The sequence below is a fragment of the Streptomyces sp. NBC_01451 genome, assembly GCF_036227485.1.
Classification (GTDB): Bacteria; Actinomycetota; Actinomycetes; order Streptomycetales; family Streptomycetaceae; genus Streptomyces.
On record NZ_CP109479.1, the window covers coordinates 5728795 to 5746220 of the forward strand.

Sequence of the window (17426 nt, forward strand, 5' to 3'; positions counted from 1 at the left end):
GCGTCCGATGGCGCCTGCGGTCAGGTGTCCGGTGTCCGGTGTCGTTGCTCACCAGGAACGGCACCGGTAACGGAGCCGGTGCACGAGGTGCTCCCGATGACCTCACGCTACTCCCCGAAGCGGAGATGTGAGGCCGGTCAGGCGCGCTGGTCGCCGGGCCGGCCCGGCACCGGAGCGGGGATGGCCGAGGTGTCGAAGCCGCCCGTGATGATCTGCGCGGCAAGGTCGGACAGGCGCAGGTGACGGGCGCGGGCGTACGACCGGAACGCCTCGAAGGCATCGTCCACGGAGGTGTCCCAGCGTTCCGCCAGGACACCCTTGACCTGCTCGATCAGGACCCTGCTGGTCAGCGCGCTCTCCAGCTGGTTGTTCTCCACGTGCGACTGCTCCAGCGTGCGCTGCTGGAGGATCGTGATGGTGGCCACGTCGGCGAGGGCCTGGGCGAGTGCGATGTCGTCGTCGCCGAGGTGGTGCGGGGTGGTCTGGAAGAGGTTGAGGGCGCCGACGACCCGGTTGCGCAGGCGCAGCGGGATGGCGTGGGTGGCCACGTATCCCGTCTCGCGGGCCTGTTGGGCGAAGCGTGGCCAGCCGGCCGCGGTCTGCGGCCGGGTCAGGTCGATGTTCGTGCGGGGGAGGCCGGTGCGGCAGCACTCGACGCAGGGACCCTGGTCGTGCTGGAGCGCGAAGAGTTCCAGCAGCCGGGTGTGCTCGTCGGAGGCGGCGATGACCTGCAGTTCACCGTGCGCGTCGGCGAGCAGGATCCCGGCCGCCGACACGTCGAGCAGTTCGACGCAGCGTGCGCACAGCCGGTGCAGCAGGTCGATCACGTCGAAGTCCTCGACGAGGGAGTCCGCGATCTCCACGAAGATCTCGGCCAGACGTCGTTCACGGGCCATGCCGATCATCCCTTTCCACCGTCGGGCGATTGCGGCCCGCTCACATCGTCTTCGAATCGGAGCCTGCGGGCCACCACGTCCGCCGCGATCTCGCCGAGGGGGCGCTCACTGCCGTACGCGTGGGCACGGAGGCGCAGGAGCGCCTCCTCCATGGCCACGCCCAGCTGGACGCTGATCATTCCTGTCGCCTGGTGCACGACCGCGCGGCGCAGCCCCGACGGCGGGTCCAGGGACATGTCGAACCCGCGCATGTTCCCGTTCCCGCCGACCGGGGCCCCGTTCAGGAAAGCGCCGGTCAGCGCGGCGGTGAGGGCGGTGGCGTCCGTGTACTGCTGTTCGCTCAGCCGCCGGCCGCCGTCGCACAGCACGGTCAGTACCCCGACCCGGATGGCTCCGATGCCCAACGGGAAGCAGCACACACCGTGTACGCCCAGATCGTGCGCGGCCGGCAGCAGCGCCGGCCAGCGCTCGGGACGTACCCGGTCCAGGTCCGGTTCCACGACGGGCGAACCCGTGGCGACCGCGTCCGGACCCGGCCCTTCGCCCAGCGTGAACTGGAGCTCGTCGAACCGAGCGCTCAGCTCGGGATGACACCAGACCGGCTCGGCCGTCGGGGCGGTACCGACCAGCACGGACAGGACGACGCCCTCGGCGCCCAACGCCTGTGCGCACGCCCGGGCCGGGTCGGTCACCTCGCCCCGGCGCAGTGACCGCAGGACCTCGGCCATGCCGTCGCTGATCACCGGTCTCCGTCCCGCGTCGGCCGTGGCATTTCAGGGTGGGGTGCCGCTCGGCTTGCTCCGTACACTACGCGGGCCGTTGGGCCATCGCACGATCCGCGGGTACGTCCTGCCAGGCGTCCTGGGGACTGGCGTACCGCGGGAACCGCTCCAGCAGACCGGCGGCCCGGAACAGGAGAGCCGTACTTGGCCGGTCGTGCACGACCCGCACCCAGCCGAGCCGGTCACAGCAGTCCTCCCGCGCCGCGCACAGCGGTCCCAGAGCGCTGCCGTCCATGAACGTGACAGCGCGCAGATCGACTATGAGGAACACCGGCCCACTGCCGTGCCGGGCGTCTTCCAGATCACGCGCGAAGGCCCGCACGGTCGTCAGGTCCAACTCGCCGTCGGCCGTGACCACGCGCAACTTGTCGAACAGGTCAGGATGCGGGCCCATGTGCCCCATCTCCTCCGCCACCGGGGTGGCTGTCGCCTTGCGCAGGGCCTCTGTTGCGCGGAAACAGGACAGTACGGAGAGGGCCGGGGGCACGGGCTGCCGTACGAGCAGAGTACGGGCGTGGAGGTACCGGCCGGTCACCCTTTCCCCAGGTGCCCACGCGGGTGGTCGAAACTGTCGTCCCTGGTCTGTTCCTGACGGGATCGAGGGCGAAGTTGCCCGAGAAGGGGTTCGGAAAGGCGCGGAGAGGAGTGCGGAGAGGAGTCAGGAGTACGGAGAGGGGTCCGGAAAGGGGCGCTGATCGGGCTCTGCCGCAGTCCCCTCTGCCGGGGGTGGCGGCAGGCGACCCCAGGTGGTCAGGGCCCGGCGGCCTCACCTGCCAACGCGGTCTCGGTACGGGCGAGTTCGGGGTGCTGGACGGCGGGCACCGGAACGACCGGGAGCATGGCGGGTGCCTCGGCAGCGGGTGCCTCGGCTGTGGGTGCCTCGGCCGGTTCGGCCGGTGGCGACGGCAGGATGCGGTCCTCCCACCAGGACAGGGCCATCACGACGGCGAGCAGGACGAGGGGGGTCGAAGCGGGAACGATCAGCGCGTACATGTGTACCGCCTGGCATGAGGTGCGTGCGACGCGGCGGGCGCCGGATCGGCGTCCGCTTGATGCGCATCGGGGCGTAGCAGGGCGTATCGGGGCGCGCCGGGATCGCGTGACGATGGTCGTGCGCGGTAACGGCCTCGCTCGTGACACGGCGGGTTCCGGCACCGATGCGCGGGGGTGCGCCCTCGGGGGAGCGCGTGGGAGGAGCGACGCTGCCAGGGGCCGGGGCGGCATGTCGAACCTAGTCCTCGCAGCGGTTTCCCGACAGGTGCCAAGCGGCCATTCACATCGGGCAGCACGTGCCGACGTCCAACGCTGTCCCGTCGAACGCTGTCCTCCGCCTTCGAGCAGGACTACGCTGGGAGCCAGGCCCCAGTCCCCGGTACCGATGCCGTGTTCCGCTCCCGGGGAGGCCCACCGTGTTCGTCCTGCTTCTCGTCCTCGTCGTGATCCTGTTCAGCTCCGGCTCCCTCCATCCGCTGTGGTGGGTGGCCGCGGCGGTGCTGGTCTACGGCGTCGTCCGGCACGGCCGTGATCGCGGCGGAGGCCGGAGTCGCGGCGCCGGATCCGATCTCGGGCACTACCGGGACTACCAGGAACGCCGGAGTCGTCGGGAACGCTGGGACCGCCGCTACAGTCGCCAGAACCGGGCGCGCTGGCGGCGCGAGGACCGGCGCGAGAGCCGTCGGGACCACGAACACCGCGGTTGACCCGCGAGGCGACCCGGCGTCAGGGTCGGGGTGAGGCCGGGATGAGGGCAGGGATGAGGGGCCGGGGTGCGGGTCAGGCGTACAGTCCGGCAAAGGATTCGGAGTCGTCGACGAAGGCGCGGGCCACGTCGACCAGGCGCCGGTTGTGGGAGCGGGCGTAACCGCGCAGCGCGCTGAACGCCTGCTCCATGTCGATGCCCTGGCGTTCCGCGAGCTTTCCCTTGGCCTGTTCGATAAGGACCCGGCTGTTCAACGCCGTCTGCAGCTGTTCGTTGAGCATCGTGCTGCGATGGACGGTGCGCTGTTGCAGCAGACTGATGGTGGCGACGTCGGCCAGGGCCTGGGCGATGAGTGTGGCGGGCGGGTCGAAGGGGCCGGGGGCGGCACGGAAGAGGTTCAGGGCGCCCACGGTGTCGTCCCGCAGACGCATGGGCAGGGCCTGGACGGCCCCGAATCCGCTGCGGTGGGCCGCCGTCACGAAGCGCGGCCAGCGGTCGATCTCCCGGGTCAGGTCGTGGACGATCACCGGGGCGCCGCTGCGGAAGCACTCAAGGCAGGGGCCTTCGTCGTTCTGGAGCTGGAAGAGCTCCAGCAGGCGCACCTGTTCGTCGGAGGCGGCCATGACGCGGAGCTTGCCGTCCCGGTCGGCGAGCAGCACCCCGGCGGCGCTCGCGTCGAGCATGCCGACACAACGGTCCGTCAGCAGGCGCAGGAAGTCGATGAGGTCGAAGTCGGCGACCAGGTTGTCGGCCAGTTCGACGAACGTCTTGGCCAGGAGCTGTTGATCCATCGTGGGTACCCTCGATTGGGACTGGTCCCGGCCTGAGCGGGCGGGAAATACGGCACGTTCGGGGACCGGCACCCATGCGTCAGGCTTCCTCATCGGTCGGGTCCGGCTCCATGTCCGGTGGGAACCGGACCCGATGGGCCACCACGTCGGCGGCGACGTCGGCGAGCCGGCGCCCCCGCGCATAGGCGTACGCACGAAGCCGGACGAACGCCTCTTCGATGCCGACGCCGAGCTGGACGGTCAGGATGCCGCTGGCCTGGTCGACCTCCGCCCGGTACGCGCCCAGGTCCTCGACGCGGCCATCGTGCGGCCCGCCCGTCTCCTCGATCCGCGTGTCGAGCAGCACCAGGGTCGCGAGATCGGCGAACGCCAACGCGTCCGCCAGTTCCTCCGCGTTCAACCGGACCGGAACGTGGGCGTACAGATCCAGCACCCCCGGGCTGATCGCCCCCAGCTGCAGAGGGAGCGCGAACACCGCGCGGGCCCCGGCCTGAAGGGCCGCCTCGGTGAACACCATCCAGCGGTCCTGCAGTTCAGGGGTGAGCAGATCGGGTGTCAGGACGGCCGAGCCGTGCAGGAAGGCGTCCACACAGGGACCCTCGCCCAGCGTGAGCTGGAGCTCCTCCAGTTGTTCGCTGATGTCGTCGGTGCTGCACAGCGGGTGGCTCGGCGCGGTCCGGGACATCGCCGACAGCCCGGCCCCGCCGACCGGCAGCGTGGCCACGGCCGCGCTGCACACGTCCGCCACCCCGACCCGGACACCGCGCCGCGCCGCGTGCTCGGCCACCAGCACCTGGATACGGGCCGACCGGCGGTCAGGCACCACCCGGGCCCCCGCCCCCAGGCATCGTGGCGAGGCCCTCCAGCCGCGCCGTGGTTCGTTCCCCCACGGGAAACACCAGCGCGCGGAACGTGATGGGACCGGCCGGCCTGCGCAGCTCTCCCACGTCCAGCCACCCCCAGGAGCGGACCGCCGCGAGCGTCGTACGATCGTCCCGGTCCACCAGTGTCGCGCCGAGCGACGCCCGGTGGTCGGTCAGCAGCCGCTCCTGCACACGACGGGCGAGGCTCCGGTCCTGCGAATGTGGCCGGATCACGATGTCACCGAACGCGAAGACTTCGCCGGACAGGGTGAGTTCGTCGACACCGGGCGGCAGTGTTCCGTCGAGGCCGGACCACCAGGTGCCGTCGGCGCGTACCGGGAATCCGAAAGCGCACCCCATCAGGCTGTCCGTCTCGGCGATCACCAGGGCGAACCCCGGCCGGTGCATGTTCGTGGTGAGACGCTTCAGGAAGCTCTGACGGCTGGGGCCGAGGTACGCGTCGCCCGGCGCCGTCGCACGGGAATCCACGAACAGATCAGCCAGTTCCTCACGCATCCCTTCCACCAGCCAACGGTTCAGCCGGCGCAGCCGCGCCGGAGCCACGCCGGCGGACAGCGGGCCGTCCGCCGGCTTCCGCGACTGCGCCTGCCGGGCATCGGCCGTCATCGACCGTCGCCCGAGAGGACGGACACCAACCGGACGGACCCGTGCTGTGGGACCGGAGCGTGCGGAGCCGGGGTGTCCCCGGGAGAAGGAGGAAGGCGGCCGGGCGGAGCACCCAGGAGCGTCAGCCCGCAGCCGACGAGATCGAGTATCCGGACCAGTGTCGGCGGCGGATGATGGAGCCGCAGGGTCCCACCGACCGCGGTGGTCTGCTGTGCGGCGGAGCAGAACACGTTGAGTCCGCTGCAGTCGCAGAAGGTGACATGGGTGAGGTCGACGTCGATGGCGCTCACACCGTCTTGTAGGCACTGTTCCAGGGACACCCGTACCAACGGCGCGGATTCGAGATCGATCTCGCCGGCCATGGTGATCAGTGCCCGTGAGTCTCGGTCATGGCGGTGGACAGTGAGCTGTGGCAGGGGCATGGCGCCTCGGTTCGGAAGACCATCCGGCAGCGGGTGCGGTGGTGCCGGAGTTCCGGCTCCTTGGGCGTGCTCCCGGCGGTGTCGTGTTTTCGGCGGAGGCGGAGAAACGGCCGGTCCGACAACCTGCGCAGCAGGACAGAGGATCCACCCAGTTCCCTCCAGGGATGCGCCGGGTGAAGACGAAAGAGTCCGCATCCCACAGCCATCTGTGTTCGGGTAACAGCATGCCGCCGGGGTCTGGGACGTCTGTACAGCAGCTTAGTCCTCGCGTCGTTCAATGGACAGGCCGGAAGTCCCCCGGTCCGACCGAACCCCGCCGCGCTCGCCCGGCCCCGAACCCGAATCCGCCCACCGGGCACGCCCATCGGGCGCCGAGCAGGGCCGGCCCCGACAAGAACCGCACAGCGACCGACTCGTGACCGTCTCCCACCCCTCCCACCCCTCCCACCCCTCCCACCCCTCCCACCCCTTCCGCCCCTCCGCAGCGGAGCACAGGCCGGACACGACGCAACCCCAGTGGTCACCGATCGAGGCGGACAGCCAGCTGAACTGCCCATATCCGGTGCGCCGTTCACCCTGCCCGCACCCGTCCCGTGCAGCGCGCACGGCCTCATCCGGCCACGGGCGTCCGAATCGCGCGGTGTTGGTCCTGACCAAGCCCGGCCTATGCTGCGGGCAGGGTCCTCGCCTCGCTGCCGACCACGGTCGGAGAAGGCTGCGGGCCCGTGTACGCAGGCCCCCTGCCCCCGGGTCGCAGTGACAGTCCGACCACTGTGAGCGGCTGGAGCCGCATCGCCGACAACGCAGCTCCAGCCCTTCGTCCTCCCCAGCCCTGTTCGAGCCCGGGATGAACTCCCGCGTATCCCGGGACGGGTGGTGAGGACGTCAGTGCGAGGCGGCGACGTGAGGGGGAGTCCGCGCCGTCCTCGCGCCTCGCGGCCGCCGCCGATGCCTGCCCGCATCCGGCGGCGGCCGCCGACGACGACCAGGACACCGGCCCGCCGCTGCCTCCTGCCGCGAACCGACTCCCGAAGCTCCCCGACGGCCACCACCGGACCTGACCGAACGGCGTGTCCCCCACGCTGCCGAACCGCCGGCCTCGCACCGCCTGTGTCCCCCTGCCCGCCCCGTTCAGGCGCTCCTCGACGACAACTGCTGAAACCCCCAAGTCGAGCTGACCGGGGACACCTTCAGGGAACCCGGGGCGCAAGGCGAGGGCACCCCGGCCGCCCGACTGCCCCGCCGGGAACATGCAAAAGGCGGGGTCCGAGAACCCCGCCCACCACCAGCAGAACCAAACCCCAGCTCACGGCCAGACAAGGCAATAAGGCTGATGCCCCGCCTCATGCAACCGATGGCTGAAGTCCTGCCACTCGTGCAGCGAATGGGAGGGGCGGGGGGATGACCTGGGGTTTCTCAAGGGGATGTGCATTGACCTGGGAAGACTCCTCTCGGTAGTTCTCACGGGTCAACGCCGTTTCCCAGGCTCATGTGCCCTGGATGTGCCCTCACTTGCGCTTCCGCAGTGCGGCGAGCCACTTGGAGGGGGCCAGGAAGGTCGTAGCCTTCGGCCTCGTTCGGGGCATGGCCTCAGCTGTTGGGTACACAGGTCTGCGGCTGGCGGAGATTTCTTTCTCGGTCCACTGCCTAGCCCATGCGACTGTGTTGTTGCGGATCCAGTAGTGGGACTTGCACGGGAAGCTCCAGTTCCCGATCGAGGGGTGCAGGGAGATCGAGACCCCGTCGAAGGTCAGCTTCCACTCCCGGGGCGCGAGGGGAGTGACGACCTCGTACCCGCAGCCGCAGCAGCACAGGTGGGTGACCAGGGCGTAGCGGATGGAGATGTACACCACGCCCTGGTCCAACTGCTCCGGAAAGCAATCGACGAACGCATGTGTGATCCGAGCGTCCGTCACCCCGTGTCCTCGTTGGTGAGGACGTTCCCGTCCAATTGGTAGACGCTGTGGTGTTCACGCTCAAGGTCGACGTAGAAACCGTAGACCTTCTTGAACCTCACTACGGCGAGCGAGGCGTTCAGCGCGTTCAGCTCGGCGATCTGGATGTTGCTGGCGTACGCGTTGTCCTCGTCCGAGTCAGCGAAGGGGATTCGCTGCCGTTCATGGACGTGGTTGCGCTGGCCGGGCACGCTAGTGGTCACTCGAAGCAGCCCCGTCAGGGAGGTATCGCACACGAGGATGCCCATGCCCACATCGATGAAGGGCATGTCGTACTCCTCGAGCCGGCCCACCATCGGACGCTTGATCGCTCCCTTGTCGAGCGCGAGGAACACGAAGTCCATCCCGCGCAGTTCCTCGACGGTCGTCTCGTCCACGAACATCGGATGCGGGACGATGCCGGTCCGCATCTTTCCGTAGAGGTCCGCGTAGTAGTCGACCTTCAACGGCACCCCCTGCAGTTCCTTTTCAGAGGGCGCACCGGGTGCGCGGAAGGCGTTGTGTTGAAGGAAGCGGTCGCCGTCAAACAGATGGATCCGTGTGACCGGGGTCTTGGCGATCAGATCAAGGATGTACGCGCCGGTTCCGCCCAGACCGACGATCGCCACGTTCTCGATCGCGGCCAGACGCTGACTGACGGCCCCGATGCCGGCCCGGCTGGTCGCAGTGTCGGCGTAGCGGAAAACGGAGTCTTGCGTCTCGGAGGGCACCACCCTGTATGTCTGCGCCGTTGCGTCGGGATCCAGTGTGTGGGCCGGGGAGGAAACGATCGCCACGTACGAGGTGATCTTCTCGTAGTAGTCGGCATACACGCCCGTCCCGACCGGCTTACTGGAGAACATGCACGCTGTCTGCACGCCCGCCAGCACGTCGCTGGTAGTCGCGTTGATGAGCTTGCTCAGCGGCTTGCCGGTGGCATCGCAGGGCGTGCCGCCGCTGAAGTGGACCGTGTGGGTGCCCGGGGTCGTGGTGACGTCGCCGGCCAACGTCAGCTCCGACACCAGGACTCCGAACTGCACCGTACGGTCCGCTGCCACGTACGGGACATGGTGGACGAGTAGGTGACCGTCCTTCACTTCGACCTCGAAGCCCTCGTCCTGGAGGCGCTTCAGGTCAGGGCTACGACTTGTCAGTGGCGACAACGGTGAACACCGTCCCGTTCTTGATCTCGACGCTCTCGCCGGTACTCAGGGTGCCGTCGGCGGGCTTCTGGTGGGCGTGCCGGAAGCTGACCGTGATGAGGACGTTCGGGCCCGATGGGACGGGATCGAGGGCCAGTCGGACCACCTCCTCGAAGGTCAGGGTGTCCTGGTGGACGGTCTTCTCGCGTGCGTTCACGACGATCTTGTAGTCGCGCTGGTGGGCGTTGGGGGCTGCGGAGACGTCAGGCATCTCGGCTCCTCTCGTCGGTTTCATTGAAGCCAGTGAAACCGTACCACGGGTCACCGCAGTCGCACGCGACACGCCTGAACGGGTGACACCCGTTCTTGGGCGGTGCCCCTGGCATCCTGGTCTGTCGTGCTACTCGAACTCGTCGGACGCCACCCGTTGCTCCGCGCCGACCTGGCTCTCCATCTCCGCCCCGGCGAGCCCCTCACCGTCGACGCCACGCGGCTGCAGTTCATCAGCCCACTCGACCTCGCCGCCGTATCAGCACTCGCCCAAGCCGCTTCTGTCATGTCCGGCGAGAGTGTGCTGCGTCTCCCCTCCGATCCTCGTGTCGCCTCCTACTTGCAGCGGATGGACCTCCTCGCCCAGCTTCCCGAGGGCGCCACTGTCGTCGGGGCCGTTCCGTTCGATGACCGGCGTGACCATCGCGCGACTCTCCTTGAGACCACTCTCCTGACCCCGGAGACCGCCGACGACGTAGGTGAGCGCATAGGTCTTCTCGCTGTTGCCAACCTTGGTGCGTCTCCGGGTGCTCAGGTCGCCCGCAGTGTCGGTGAGCTGATCGACAATGCCGTCAGTCATGGGTGCGGCCCTGGGGGTGCCTATATAGCTGCCCAGACGTACACCGGAAAGACCACTGGAACCCGTCGCTTGGAAGTAGCCATCTGCGACAACGGCATTGGGGTCCTCGCCCATCTGAGCCGAAACCCCGACCACGCCGACTTGGCGGACAGTGAAACTGCACTCCATAGGGCCCTCCGCCGTGGCATCAGCGGTACCGGGGGAGGTCGTGGCAACGGGCTGCCCGACCTGCTCAGTCAGGCCGGCGGCACCGGGCCAACCCGGCTTGTCCTGCGAAGTGGGCACGGGCTTGTGCGAGCCGCCAGACATCTCGCGGGGGCACCTGCCGTGCGCGGCTTCACCACGGGCATGCCCGTGGACGGCACATGGGCATGGCTGAGAGTCTCATTTGCGCCGTAACCTCACTATGCTTCAATGCGTTCAATGAAAACGACGAGGCAAGGAATGAGCACCTTCCCCGTACAGCCCTACGGCGAGTTCCTCTTCACGCGCGCCCGAGGGGCGGCAGCGCGAGCCGACCTGGAAGAGCACCTGCGGCAGTCTGATGTCCTGCCCATGCTGACGATCGACTTCGTCGGCGTCGTTGCGATGACCAACAGCTTCGCGGACGAGTTCCTCGGCAAGTTCTACACGCTTCTCTCGGCTGAAGGTCATGCCGTGGAAGCCGTGCAGCTCGCAGGATTGAACGAGGAGACCCGGGACGCAGTCAACGTGTGTCTGCAAAGGCGCAAACAGTTTGCCGTGGATGCCGAGAGTCACACCCTCCTCGGGGATGCAGAAGTCCTGACGGACACCTATCAGCGCGCACGCAAACTCAGTGCCTTCCGTGCGGCGGAGCTTGCCGAGGAACTGCACATCTCCTTGCCTAACGCGAACAATCGGCTCAAGCGTCTCCTGGAAGCGGGAGCACTCCGGCGTGAACGTTCCGCGGGCCCTGACCGAGGCGGCAAGGAGTTCATCTACAGCGTGCCTGCCTTCTGAGGGGCAGCCGGGCCTTCGCCCCACTCGTGAAGGCTCAGTACGCTGCCGGTCCGCCGAGTTCGTCCGGGCTTCAGCGCTGTTGATCTCCAAGCCGTACATGGACGCGTTCGTGTGGGACCGGCCGCCAGCTGCGGCCCGAGATGCTACGAGTGGCTTCTGAGCGCCGGATTCAACAGCCTCCTCGTCAGGTTCTGAGATCGATGCAGTTCAGGCGGAGGCGGGAGAGCGGAGCTCATTGCCGATGCGGGTGAGTGGTTCGCGGTGCGGCTGTAGCCCTCTGCATGATCGGGCCATGGCCACGCCGATCACCGCCTCTAGGCCGACCGTGGCGACGGTGAAGAAGGTGGTGTTCCAGAACTGCTCTCCGGCGGAGCCGAAGATGTCGGCGTAGTTCCGCAGCCCCACGAACGACTCGGTGCCGCTGATGAAACCGGTCGCCGGGTCCAGCCCCTTGGTCCCGTACAGCGACTCCTTGAGCGCCATGAGGTCGGGTAGAGCACGACGATCGTAAGCACCAGGAGCCTGGCCACCCGCCCGGAACCCTACGAGATGGGCCGTGTCGCCAGCGAACTGGCTCTGCGGCTGATCGACGACTCCGACGCGGACCATGAGCAGCACATCGTCCTGCCGGCGACGCTGATCCCGCGGACGACCACCGCGCCGCCGCCCGGGACCTCTGGGGAGCGGGACACCGAGTAGGACCGCACCTCGTGGGGCGGGCTCCGAGTCAGGGGAGAAGGCCGATCCGGATGGCCATGGCACCAAGGGCTTCCTTCGCCGGTGGGTAGATGGCCCGGATACGGGCGAGTTGCTCGTCACGGGTGGCGGTGGGGTTGACGTTGGAGGGCCCCTCGCCGTCGAGCAGGGCCTCGAAGCTGGAGTACTCGGTGACCCGTTTGACCGTGACCTTGCAGGTCTCCTCGGTGCCTTTGATGCGGAAGCGGATGGTGTCGCCGGCGGCGAGGTCGGCGAGGTGGGGGTATTTGACCCGTACCTCGATGGTCTTGGTGCCGGCGGCGACGAGGTCGAAGTACTGGCGGTAGAGGTTGAGTTCGCGGACACGCGGGGTGGTGTTGCTCATAGGGCGGAAATGCTCCTGGGCGCTGGTGCGGTGATGAGGCGGCCGATCTCGGCTGCGGAGTACGAGCGGAAGAAGTGCCGTGGGTCGGACAGCAGGGTCTCGGCCGTGGCCAGTAGTTGGTCGGCGTATTCGCTGATGGTGCCGGGCCATTGCCGGGTGTCGAGCATCCAGTCGGCGGCGCCGTCGGGCAAGGGGGCGTGGCCTTCGCGGATGAGGGACTTGGAGAGTTTCGCACCGGTGTCGGTGACGACTTGTGGGCAGAACAGGCGGGCGGGGAGCTGGGCACGAGTGAGGCCGACGGCTTGAAGGGCTTCGTCGACGAGGAGGGAGCCGAAGACCCAGTCGCCGCCCTTGACCATCACGTGCAGAGTTCCACCTGCCCCCGTGCTGTTGAGGGCGAGTTCCTTGACGAGGTTGCGGTACAGGGTGGCCAAGTCGAGGTAGGCGCCGGCGGTAGGCGTGATGGTGACCTGGTAAGGACCGTGGTGGAGGCAGATGGCATCGACGTCGGCACCTTCTCGGTCGGTGAGGTGCACGCGCGTGCGTTCGGCGTGCTTCTCGGACCAGCCGCAGCCGGGGTGCGGGCAGGGGATTCGAAGGTGTGGGGTGCCGGTGGAGGGGGCGAGCCACCAGCGGGCGGCGTCGAGTCGGGGCAGTAGCCGCAGCCAGGTGCGGCGGAAGTGTTCGCCAGATTGCTGCTGGGTGTAGGTCGCGGCACGGTGGGGAATGCCCAGGCGCCGGGAGAGAGCCGTGAACAGGGGTTGGTACAGGGCGGCGACGAGGTCGGTCAGGGCCTGGTTGCCGAGGGCCTGGGCGTAGGTGCGTTGGTAGCGGTGGCCGCTGGCCGGGTCTGTGGACACTTCGTACGGGGCGTTGTCGAGGGCGCTGAAGAGGACCTCGGTGGGGATGCCGAAGCGGTCCCGTAGGCGGGCGGCCATGGCGAAGGCGAGCGACTGGACGAGCGAGGTGCCGATGTGCGGGGTGCCGTTGATCTGGGTGCCGACGACCAGCACGATCCGCTCGGGCGGAGCGGCCAGGATGCGCGGCGTCAGAACGTCCTCGGCGCGGAGAAGGGCGTTGGCGAGGACGGTGTTCGGTGAGACGAGACGGGCCGTCATGGAATGTCCCCTTGCGGTCAGGCCGGACGGAATGAGGTGTTGCCGGGTTTGACGGGACGTGCCTGGCCCTGGATACCGGCGTCAGAGCGCGCTTCTTCCTGGGCACCGGCGACGTACGGGTGTTGGAGCGCGGTGCGGAGGGCGTCCGAGTCGGTGAGGGTGTTGTCGTCGGGTAGTTCGCACCAGCCGCCGAACCAGTCGTCGAGCCGCTCCACGCCGGGTGCGACGAGCCAGGAGTTGGTGGAGAGGTGCCGTACCGGCAGGTCGTCCCAGCTGTCGGCGGTGCTGGTCGCGATGGCGTAGTAGAGGCGCTCGTTGGGCCCGTCGTCGAGCACCGGGCCGATCGACGCACCGGTGCCGCGCAGGTGGGCCAGGGCCAGAAGACCGGTCTCGGCAGAGGTGCGCACGAGGTCCCAGCCGTCGCCTACCTTCAGCAGACGCAGTCCGGGCACGTCGCTGACCATGGGTGCGCTGCGCAACGCGTCGCGCATGGACATCATGTGTCCCCCTGGGGCTGGAGGTTGGGGCTCGTGCCGCGGGAAGGCGCGGACTCCGTGATCGGCTTGAGGGAGCGGACCACGATCAGCCGGGTGCCCGTTGCTGTTATCTGTTGCTTCCGTTCGTTGCCGATGCTCCTGGGACCGAGGTGGCTGAGGGCGGGGACCACGGCGCCGTATGTGTCGGGTAGTTCGAGGGTGTCGACCAGCCCGATGAAGGCGGAGGAGCGGATGGCCACCGTGGTGTCGCGGTCGGTGAAGACGCCACAGAGGGCCAGTTCGTGTCGGCGGCAGTAGTCGGTGAGGCAGTCGACGAGCGCCGCATGGCGGACCCGGCCGCCGGTGACGTGTCGTAGGTAGCCGAAGACCTGGGGGAAGGCGACGCGTCGGCGTTCCGTGATGAGTTCGTCGTCCATGTCCACAGCGTCGGTCGGCGTGAAGGGCCTTGAAATGACCTGCTGTTGTACTTCCGTTGCACTTCCCGCCCCACGTCGTCACCGAGAGTGCTTCCATACGTGACGGAGGGAGGTAGTCCGTGGTCAGCGTGCAGCAGTGGACGGGCAGGGAAGCGAGCGCTCTGCGTGCTGCTCTGCGAATGAGCATGCGGGCCTTCGCCGAGCACCTGGGCGTCGCACTGCGCACGGTGGCCAAGTGGGAGAGCCTGGGAGCCGAGACCCGGCCTCGGCCCGATACCCAGGCGATCCTCGACACCTCGCTCGCTCGTGCCGATGCTGCCGCCCATGCCCGGTTCGAGGCGGTGCTGTTCCCGGGGCGGAAGTGCGCGCGGTCGGCGGACTACGAGACCTGGACAGAGGACATCGAGCGCGCCGTAGTCTGCGTCGGCCGCCAGGACTTCTCCTTCGCCGCGACCTTGTTGAACCGCTGGCTGGCGAGCCGTGACGCGCACGGCCTGGATGACAAGGGCCTTTATCTGTATGGGCGTTCGCTTGTCCTGCTCGGTGATGTGCAACGAGACCAGGGAGCGATCCTCGGCCCGCTGTCCGCCCGGCAGTCCTATCTGACCGCGCGCGACATGTTCTCCGAGCTCGCCATCCCGCGCCGGGTCGCCCAGATCGAGCTGTCCCTCGCTGTCGTGCAGGAGATGTCAGGTCAGCTGGATGCCTCCGCCCGATGGTACGAGCAACTTGCCGCCGACCAGCGGCTCAGCCGACGGGACCGAGCTCGCGCCCGGTTGTGGATCGGTACGGCTCTGAGCAAGGAGGGCAACAACGAGTACGCCACCAACGTCATGGCTGCTGCCACCCGCGAGTTCGAGGCACTCGGTGAGCCGGAGGACTGGTCCGTGGCACACCAGAAGCTCGCCCTGGCCCACCGCGGCGCCGGCGACCTGAAGCAGGCCCTGCACTACATCGGCATCGCGCGTACCACCGGCACGGTCGACTCCCCGATGCAGCGGGTGCGGCTGGACACCGCGTACGGGCACATCCTTCTGTCGGATGCGGCGACCCGGAATGATGGGCTGTCCGTCCTCGACCAGGCGGCACAGGTGGCTCAGCAGTTCGGGCTGAGCCACCAACTGCGCAGCATCGAGGGCATCCGAAAAGGCCAGCAGAGATGAGCCAGGGAGTGCCAGTGCCGGAGCACCAGCAACGTCAGATCACCGACGAGCAGTTCCACGACGCGACGTTGATCTGGAACTACCACCAGATGGGACATGAGGAGCGCCCCTGCTCGGCGGCGATCGGCCTGGGCAGTCACGACCTCGGGGTGGCCACGACGGCCGCCGACCTCTACCGCGTCGGCCTCTTCCCCGTCGTGGTGTTCAGCGGCGGCAACAGCTCCACCACGCGTGCCCGCTTCCCGCGCGGCGAGGCCGTCCACTACCGCGAGCACGTGCTCGCCCTGGGCGTTCCGGACGAGGCGATCCTGGTGGAACCGAAGGCGGCGAACACCGGCCAGAACATCACCTTCTCCCGCGAGCTGCTGGCCGACGCAGGCGTGGAGGTGGAGTCGCTTCTGCTGATCTCCAAGCCGTACATGGAGCGCCGCTCGTACGCGACGTGCCGCAAATTGTGGCCTGAGGCCGAGGTCGTCTGCGCCTCCGAGCCGCTGGAACTGGACGACTACATCAAGTCCATCGGTGACGAAAAGCTCGTCGTCGACATGCTCGTCGGCGACCTGCAACGGGTGATCGAGTACCCGAAGCTCGGCTTCGCCGTCGAGCAGGACGTACCGAAGGATGTCCATGACGCCTACAAGCGCCTTCTACAGGCCGGATTCGACAGCCGCCTCATCGGCGCCTGACCCGCTGCGTACCGGCGCACGGAACGGGGTGTGCGCCATCCACCAGCCGAATCTCTTCCCGAGATTGTCCACGCTGGCCAAGCTGTACGCCGCCGACCGGTGGATCGTCCTGGACAACGTGCAGTTCGCTCGGCGGGACTACCAGCACCGCACCCGGCTCGCTGCGCTGGACGCCCCGGACCGGCAGCAGTGGCTCACACTCCCCGTCAATCTGCCTCAGGGGCGCCCGACCCTGATCAGCCAGGCCCTGCTTGCCGAGCCCAGCCGCTCCCGGCGCACAGCGGAGCCGCTCATTCGCCAGTACTACGGTCGTAGCCGTCACTGGCCTGTCGTACGCACCGTTCTCGACACTGTGCTCGCGAGGCTTGCCGACACGGACAGCGTGGCTGACATCGCAGAGACCTCCACTCGTGTCCTGCTCGACAGCCTCGGCTGGCGGGGAGAGGTGTTGTACGGCAGCACCTTCCCCGCGAGACCTGGCAGGTCCGCGCGTCTTGCAGATCTCGCTCTCGCGACGGGCAGCACGCACTATCTCTGCGGCTCGGGCGGCATGCGCTATCTCGACCCCGAGCCGTTCGGCGCCCATGGCATTCCGGTCCTGCCCTTCCGCACCCCTGTGGATGACGGGGACCCGCTCTGGCGTTTGGCCCGCAGGGTGAGCAGCCTCTGGGCGCTCAGCTCGATCGGCCCGCAGGCACTCGCCGCTCGGATGAATGTCGGCCGACAGGCCCGATCAGGCCCGATTCCCGGGTACGGAAAAGGGCGAGGCCCGAAGACCCCGCCCGAAACCACCGAAACCCCAGCTCACGGCCAGACAAGGCAATAAGGCTGATGCCCCGCCTCATGCAACCGATGGCTGAAGTCCTGCCATTCGTGCAGCAGTTGGTACACGTTGAACGCGTCTCTCGGCCCCCCGCGATCCGGCACCGTGGACCAGATGAACGCCGCCGCGCCCACCGCTTCCTCGCCTATGCCGCGCAGGGGGTCGACGACGGTCATCGGGAGTTTCACGACCGCGTAGTCGGGGTGCAGGACGACGAGTTCCAGCGGGGGCACCTTGTTGAGGGGGACGCCCTCGATGCCCGTGAGGACCATCGCGGCCATCGTCTCGGGCTTGATCTTGGTGAACATGCCGTTCATGCCGAGTTCGTCGCCGCCGAGTTCCTCGGGACGCATCGAGATCGGGACGCGGGCTGCCGTGGCGCCGTCCGGCGCGCCGAAGTATTTGTACGTCACCCCCACCCGACCACCATTCCGACCGCCGTTCCCGCTCGCCGCCCGGAGTCGCTCGACCCTCCGGTCGACGCTCTCGGGCACACCGTTCGATCCCATGCCGAGGCCGGGAACCGTGCCCTGGCCAGGAACCATGCCCTGACCCGCACCCGTGCCCTGCCCGGGGCCCATCCCCTGGGCCTGTGCCTGCCGTGCCGCTTCTGCCGCTGCCGCTTCCTCCATGTCGCGTCGGTGCCTTCCCCGCC

At 68.4% G+C, this 17426-nt stretch carries 24 protein-coding genes; 6 read left to right on the forward strand and 18 right to left on the reverse strand.

All coding sequences use genetic code 11. The features are described 5' to 3' along the window. Window positions 1-137 precede the first annotated feature (137 nt). The 4 genes from OG595_RS25020 to OG595_RS25035 form a co-directional block, all read right to left on the reverse strand. Entirely contained in the window at window positions 138-905 is a 768-nt protein-coding gene (locus OG595_RS25020; RefSeq protein ID WP_329275635.1) for a GAF and ANTAR domain-containing protein, read from the reverse strand. After that, window positions 902-1639, reverse strand: a complete 738-nt coding sequence (locus OG595_RS25025) for an ANTAR domain-containing protein (protein WP_329275638.1) — start codon at window positions 1637-1639, stop codon at window positions 902-904. Before OG595_RS25025 ends, OG595_RS25020 begins: the two co-directional genes overlap by 4 nt. Window positions 1640-1703: 64 nt before the next feature. Continuing rightward, window positions 1704-2213: an STAS domain-containing protein gene (locus OG595_RS25030; RefSeq protein ID WP_329275640.1), complete on the reverse strand. Its 510-nt coding sequence runs from the start codon at window positions 2211-2213 to the stop codon at window positions 1704-1706. 215 nt (window positions 2214-2428) lie between these two features. Next, entirely contained in the window at window positions 2429-2671 is a 243-nt protein-coding gene (locus OG595_RS25035; protein ID WP_329275643.1) for a hypothetical protein, read from the reverse strand. A gap of 416 nt (window positions 2672-3087) precedes the next feature. Here OG595_RS25035 and OG595_RS25040 point away from each other — a divergent pair, with 416 nt between their 5' ends. Continuing rightward, on the forward strand, window positions 3088-3378 hold the full coding sequence (locus tag OG595_RS25040; RefSeq protein ID WP_329275645.1) for a hypothetical protein: 291 nt from the start codon (window positions 3088-3090) through the stop codon (window positions 3376-3378). A 73-nt stretch (window positions 3379-3451) separates the two neighbouring features. On the opposite strand, the gene OG595_RS25045 is transcribed toward OG595_RS25040, so the two are convergent. The 8 genes from OG595_RS25045 to OG595_RS25080 form a co-directional block, all read right to left on the reverse strand. Continuing rightward, window positions 3452-4168, reverse strand: coding sequence for a GAF and ANTAR domain-containing protein (locus tag OG595_RS25045; protein ID WP_329275648.1), 717 nt, complete (start codon window positions 4166-4168; stop codon window positions 3452-3454). Between the two features lie 79 nt (window positions 4169-4247). Beyond that, on the reverse strand, window positions 4248-4991 hold the full coding sequence (locus tag OG595_RS25050) for an ANTAR domain-containing protein (protein ID WP_329275651.1): 744 nt from the start codon (window positions 4989-4991) through the stop codon (window positions 4248-4250). Then, window positions 4984-5658 carry a hypothetical protein gene (locus tag OG595_RS25055; RefSeq protein WP_329275653.1) on the reverse strand — a complete coding sequence of 225 codons (675 nt, stop codon included), beginning with the start codon at window positions 5656-5658 and terminating at the stop codon, window positions 4984-4986. The genes OG595_RS25050 and OG595_RS25055 overlap by 8 nt, the downstream gene beginning before the upstream one ends. After that, entirely contained in the window at window positions 5655-6080 is a 426-nt protein-coding gene (locus OG595_RS25060; RefSeq protein WP_329275655.1) for an STAS domain-containing protein, read from the reverse strand. Before OG595_RS25060 ends, OG595_RS25055 begins: the two co-directional genes overlap by 4 nt. Before the next feature lie 1508 nt (window positions 6081-7588). After that, on the reverse strand, window positions 7589-7996 hold the full coding sequence (locus OG595_RS25065) for a DUF6527 family protein (protein WP_328933608.1): 408 nt from the start codon (window positions 7994-7996) through the stop codon (window positions 7589-7591). Further along, window positions 7993-9177: a ThiF family adenylyltransferase gene (locus OG595_RS25070; protein WP_329275657.1), complete on the reverse strand. Its 1185-nt coding sequence runs from the start codon at window positions 9175-9177 to the stop codon at window positions 7993-7995. Before OG595_RS25070 ends, OG595_RS25065 begins: the two co-directional genes overlap by 4 nt. Continuing rightward, window positions 9155-9427 carry a multiubiquitin domain-containing protein gene (locus tag OG595_RS25075; RefSeq protein WP_329275659.1) on the reverse strand — a complete coding sequence of 91 codons (273 nt, stop codon included), beginning with the start codon at window positions 9425-9427 and terminating at the stop codon, window positions 9155-9157. Before OG595_RS25075 ends, OG595_RS25070 begins: the two co-directional genes overlap by 23 nt. 258 nt (window positions 9428-9685) lie before the next feature. Continuing rightward, entirely contained in the window at window positions 9686-10006 is a 321-nt protein-coding gene (locus OG595_RS25080) for a hypothetical protein (protein ID WP_329275661.1), read from the reverse strand. 444 nt (window positions 10007-10450) lie between these two features. Here OG595_RS25080 and OG595_RS25085 point away from each other — a divergent pair, with 444 nt between their 5' ends. After that, on the forward strand, window positions 10451-10987 hold the full coding sequence (locus OG595_RS25085) for a winged helix-turn-helix domain-containing protein (RefSeq protein WP_329275663.1): 537 nt from the start codon (window positions 10451-10453) through the stop codon (window positions 10985-10987). Between the two features lie 207 nt (window positions 10988-11194). Here the strand turns inward: OG595_RS25085 and OG595_RS25090 are convergent, their stop codons facing one another. Beyond that, the gene (locus OG595_RS25090; RefSeq protein ID WP_329275666.1) at window positions 11195-11470 is read right to left on the reverse strand and encodes a hypothetical protein; all 276 of its coding nucleotides are present in this window, start codon (window positions 11468-11470) and stop codon (window positions 11195-11197) included. A gap of 66 nt (window positions 11471-11536) precedes the next feature. Here OG595_RS25090 and OG595_RS25095 point away from each other — a divergent pair, with 66 nt between their 5' ends. After that, window positions 11537-11686, forward strand: coding sequence for a hypothetical protein (locus OG595_RS25095; protein WP_329275669.1), 150 nt, complete (start codon window positions 11537-11539; stop codon window positions 11684-11686). A gap of 28 nt (window positions 11687-11714) precedes the next feature. On the opposite strand, the gene OG595_RS25100 is transcribed toward OG595_RS25095, so the two are convergent. Genes OG595_RS25100 through OG595_RS25115 form a run of 4 tightly spaced genes read right to left on the reverse strand, consistent with a single transcriptional unit; the run spans window position 11715 to window position 14099 of the window. Further along, window positions 11715-12068 (reverse strand): ASCH domain-containing protein, encoded by a 354-nt coding sequence (locus OG595_RS25100; protein WP_329275672.1) that lies wholly within the window; start codon window positions 12066-12068, stop codon window positions 11715-11717. After that, on the reverse strand, window positions 12065-13186 hold the full coding sequence (locus tag OG595_RS25105; protein ID WP_329275675.1) for a hypothetical protein: 1122 nt from the start codon (window positions 13184-13186) through the stop codon (window positions 12065-12067). Before OG595_RS25105 ends, OG595_RS25100 begins: the two co-directional genes overlap by 4 nt. 17 nt (window positions 13187-13203) lie before the next feature. Next, window positions 13204-13686, reverse strand: coding sequence for a hypothetical protein (locus tag OG595_RS25110; RefSeq protein WP_329275677.1), 483 nt, complete (start codon window positions 13684-13686; stop codon window positions 13204-13206). Next, window positions 13683-14099: a hypothetical protein gene (locus tag OG595_RS25115; protein ID WP_329275679.1), complete on the reverse strand. Its 417-nt coding sequence runs from the start codon at window positions 14097-14099 to the stop codon at window positions 13683-13685. The genes OG595_RS25110 and OG595_RS25115 overlap by 4 nt, the downstream gene beginning before the upstream one ends. A 119-nt stretch (window positions 14100-14218) precedes the next feature. Here OG595_RS25115 and OG595_RS25120 point away from each other — a divergent pair, with 119 nt between their 5' ends. From OG595_RS25120 to OG595_RS25130, 3 genes are read left to right on the forward strand one after another with little or no spacing between them, the layout of a single operon-like run. Next, on the forward strand, window positions 14219-15262 hold the full coding sequence (locus tag OG595_RS25120) for a helix-turn-helix domain-containing protein (protein ID WP_329275680.1): 1044 nt from the start codon (window positions 14219-14221) through the stop codon (window positions 15260-15262). Then, complete coding sequence (locus OG595_RS25125) at window positions 15259-15948, forward strand: YdcF family protein (RefSeq protein WP_329275681.1); 690 nt, start codon at window positions 15259-15261, stop codon at window positions 15946-15948. The genes OG595_RS25120 and OG595_RS25125 overlap by 4 nt, the downstream gene beginning before the upstream one ends. After that, a complete protein-coding gene (locus OG595_RS25130) occupies window positions 15890-16774 on the forward strand; it encodes a WbqC family protein (protein WP_329275683.1) in 885 nt (294 codons plus the stop codon). Before OG595_RS25125 ends, OG595_RS25130 begins: the two co-directional genes overlap by 59 nt. Here OG595_RS25130 and OG595_RS25135 read toward each other — a convergent pair. Then, window positions 16753-17190, reverse strand: coding sequence for a hypothetical protein (locus OG595_RS25135; RefSeq protein WP_019061278.1), 438 nt, complete (start codon window positions 17188-17190; stop codon window positions 16753-16755). The two genes, OG595_RS25130 and OG595_RS25135, sit on opposite strands and share 22 nt — an antisense overlap. Window positions 17191-17426 lie beyond the last annotated feature (236 nt).

What these genes read in the sequence shown, in the direction of transcription:
- OG595_RS25020 (WP_329275635.1), bottom strand. Translation starts at nt 905, where the DNA reads ATGATCGGCATGGCCCGTGAACGACGTCTGGCCGAGATCTTCGTGGAG.
- OG595_RS25035 (WP_329275643.1), bottom strand. Translation starts at nt 2,671, where the DNA reads ATGTACGCGCTGATCGTTCCCGCTTCGACCCCCCTCGTCCTGCTCGCC.
- OG595_RS25045 (WP_329275648.1), bottom strand. Translation starts at nt 4,168, where the DNA reads ATGGATCAACAGCTCCTGGCCAAGACGTTCGTCGAACTGGCCGACAAC.
- OG595_RS25055 (WP_329275653.1), bottom strand. Translation starts at nt 5,658, where the DNA reads ATGACGGCCGATGCCCGGCAGGCGCAGTCGCGGAAGCCGGCGGACGGC.
- OG595_RS25060 (WP_329275655.1), bottom strand. Translation starts at nt 6,080, where the DNA reads ATGCCCCTGCCACAGCTCACTGTCCACCGCCATGACCGAGACTCACGG.
- OG595_RS25075 (WP_329275659.1), bottom strand. Translation starts at nt 9,427, where the DNA reads ATGCCTGACGTCTCCGCAGCCCCCAACGCCCACCAGCGCGACTACAAG.
- OG595_RS25080 (WP_329275661.1), bottom strand. Translation starts at nt 10,006, where the DNA reads ATGACTGACGGCATTGTCGATCAGCTCACCGACACTGCGGGCGACCTG.
- OG595_RS25085 (WP_329275663.1), top strand. Translation starts at nt 10,451, where the DNA reads ATGAGCACCTTCCCCGTACAGCCCTACGGCGAGTTCCTCTTCACGCGC.
- OG595_RS25090 (WP_329275666.1), bottom strand. Translation starts at nt 11,470, where the DNA reads ATGGCGCTCAAGGAGTCGCTGTACGGGACCAAGGGGCTGGACCCGGCG.
- OG595_RS25095 (WP_329275669.1), top strand. Translation starts at nt 11,537, where the DNA reads ATGGGCCGTGTCGCCAGCGAACTGGCTCTGCGGCTGATCGACGACTCC.
- OG595_RS25100 (WP_329275672.1), bottom strand. Translation starts at nt 12,068, where the DNA reads ATGAGCAACACCACCCCGCGTGTCCGCGAACTCAACCTCTACCGCCAG.
- OG595_RS25105 (WP_329275675.1), bottom strand. Translation starts at nt 13,186, where the DNA reads ATGACGGCCCGTCTCGTCTCACCGAACACCGTCCTCGCCAACGCCCTT.
- OG595_RS25110 (WP_329275677.1), bottom strand. Translation starts at nt 13,686, where the DNA reads ATGATGTCCATGCGCGACGCGTTGCGCAGCGCACCCATGGTCAGCGAC.
- OG595_RS25115 (WP_329275679.1), bottom strand. Translation starts at nt 14,099, where the DNA reads ATGGACGACGAACTCATCACGGAACGCCGACGCGTCGCCTTCCCCCAG.
- OG595_RS25125 (WP_329275681.1), top strand. Translation starts at nt 15,259, where the DNA reads ATGAGCCAGGGAGTGCCAGTGCCGGAGCACCAGCAACGTCAGATCACC.
- OG595_RS25130 (WP_329275683.1), top strand. Translation starts at nt 15,890, where the DNA reads ATGACGCCTACAAGCGCCTTCTACAGGCCGGATTCGACAGCCGCCTCA.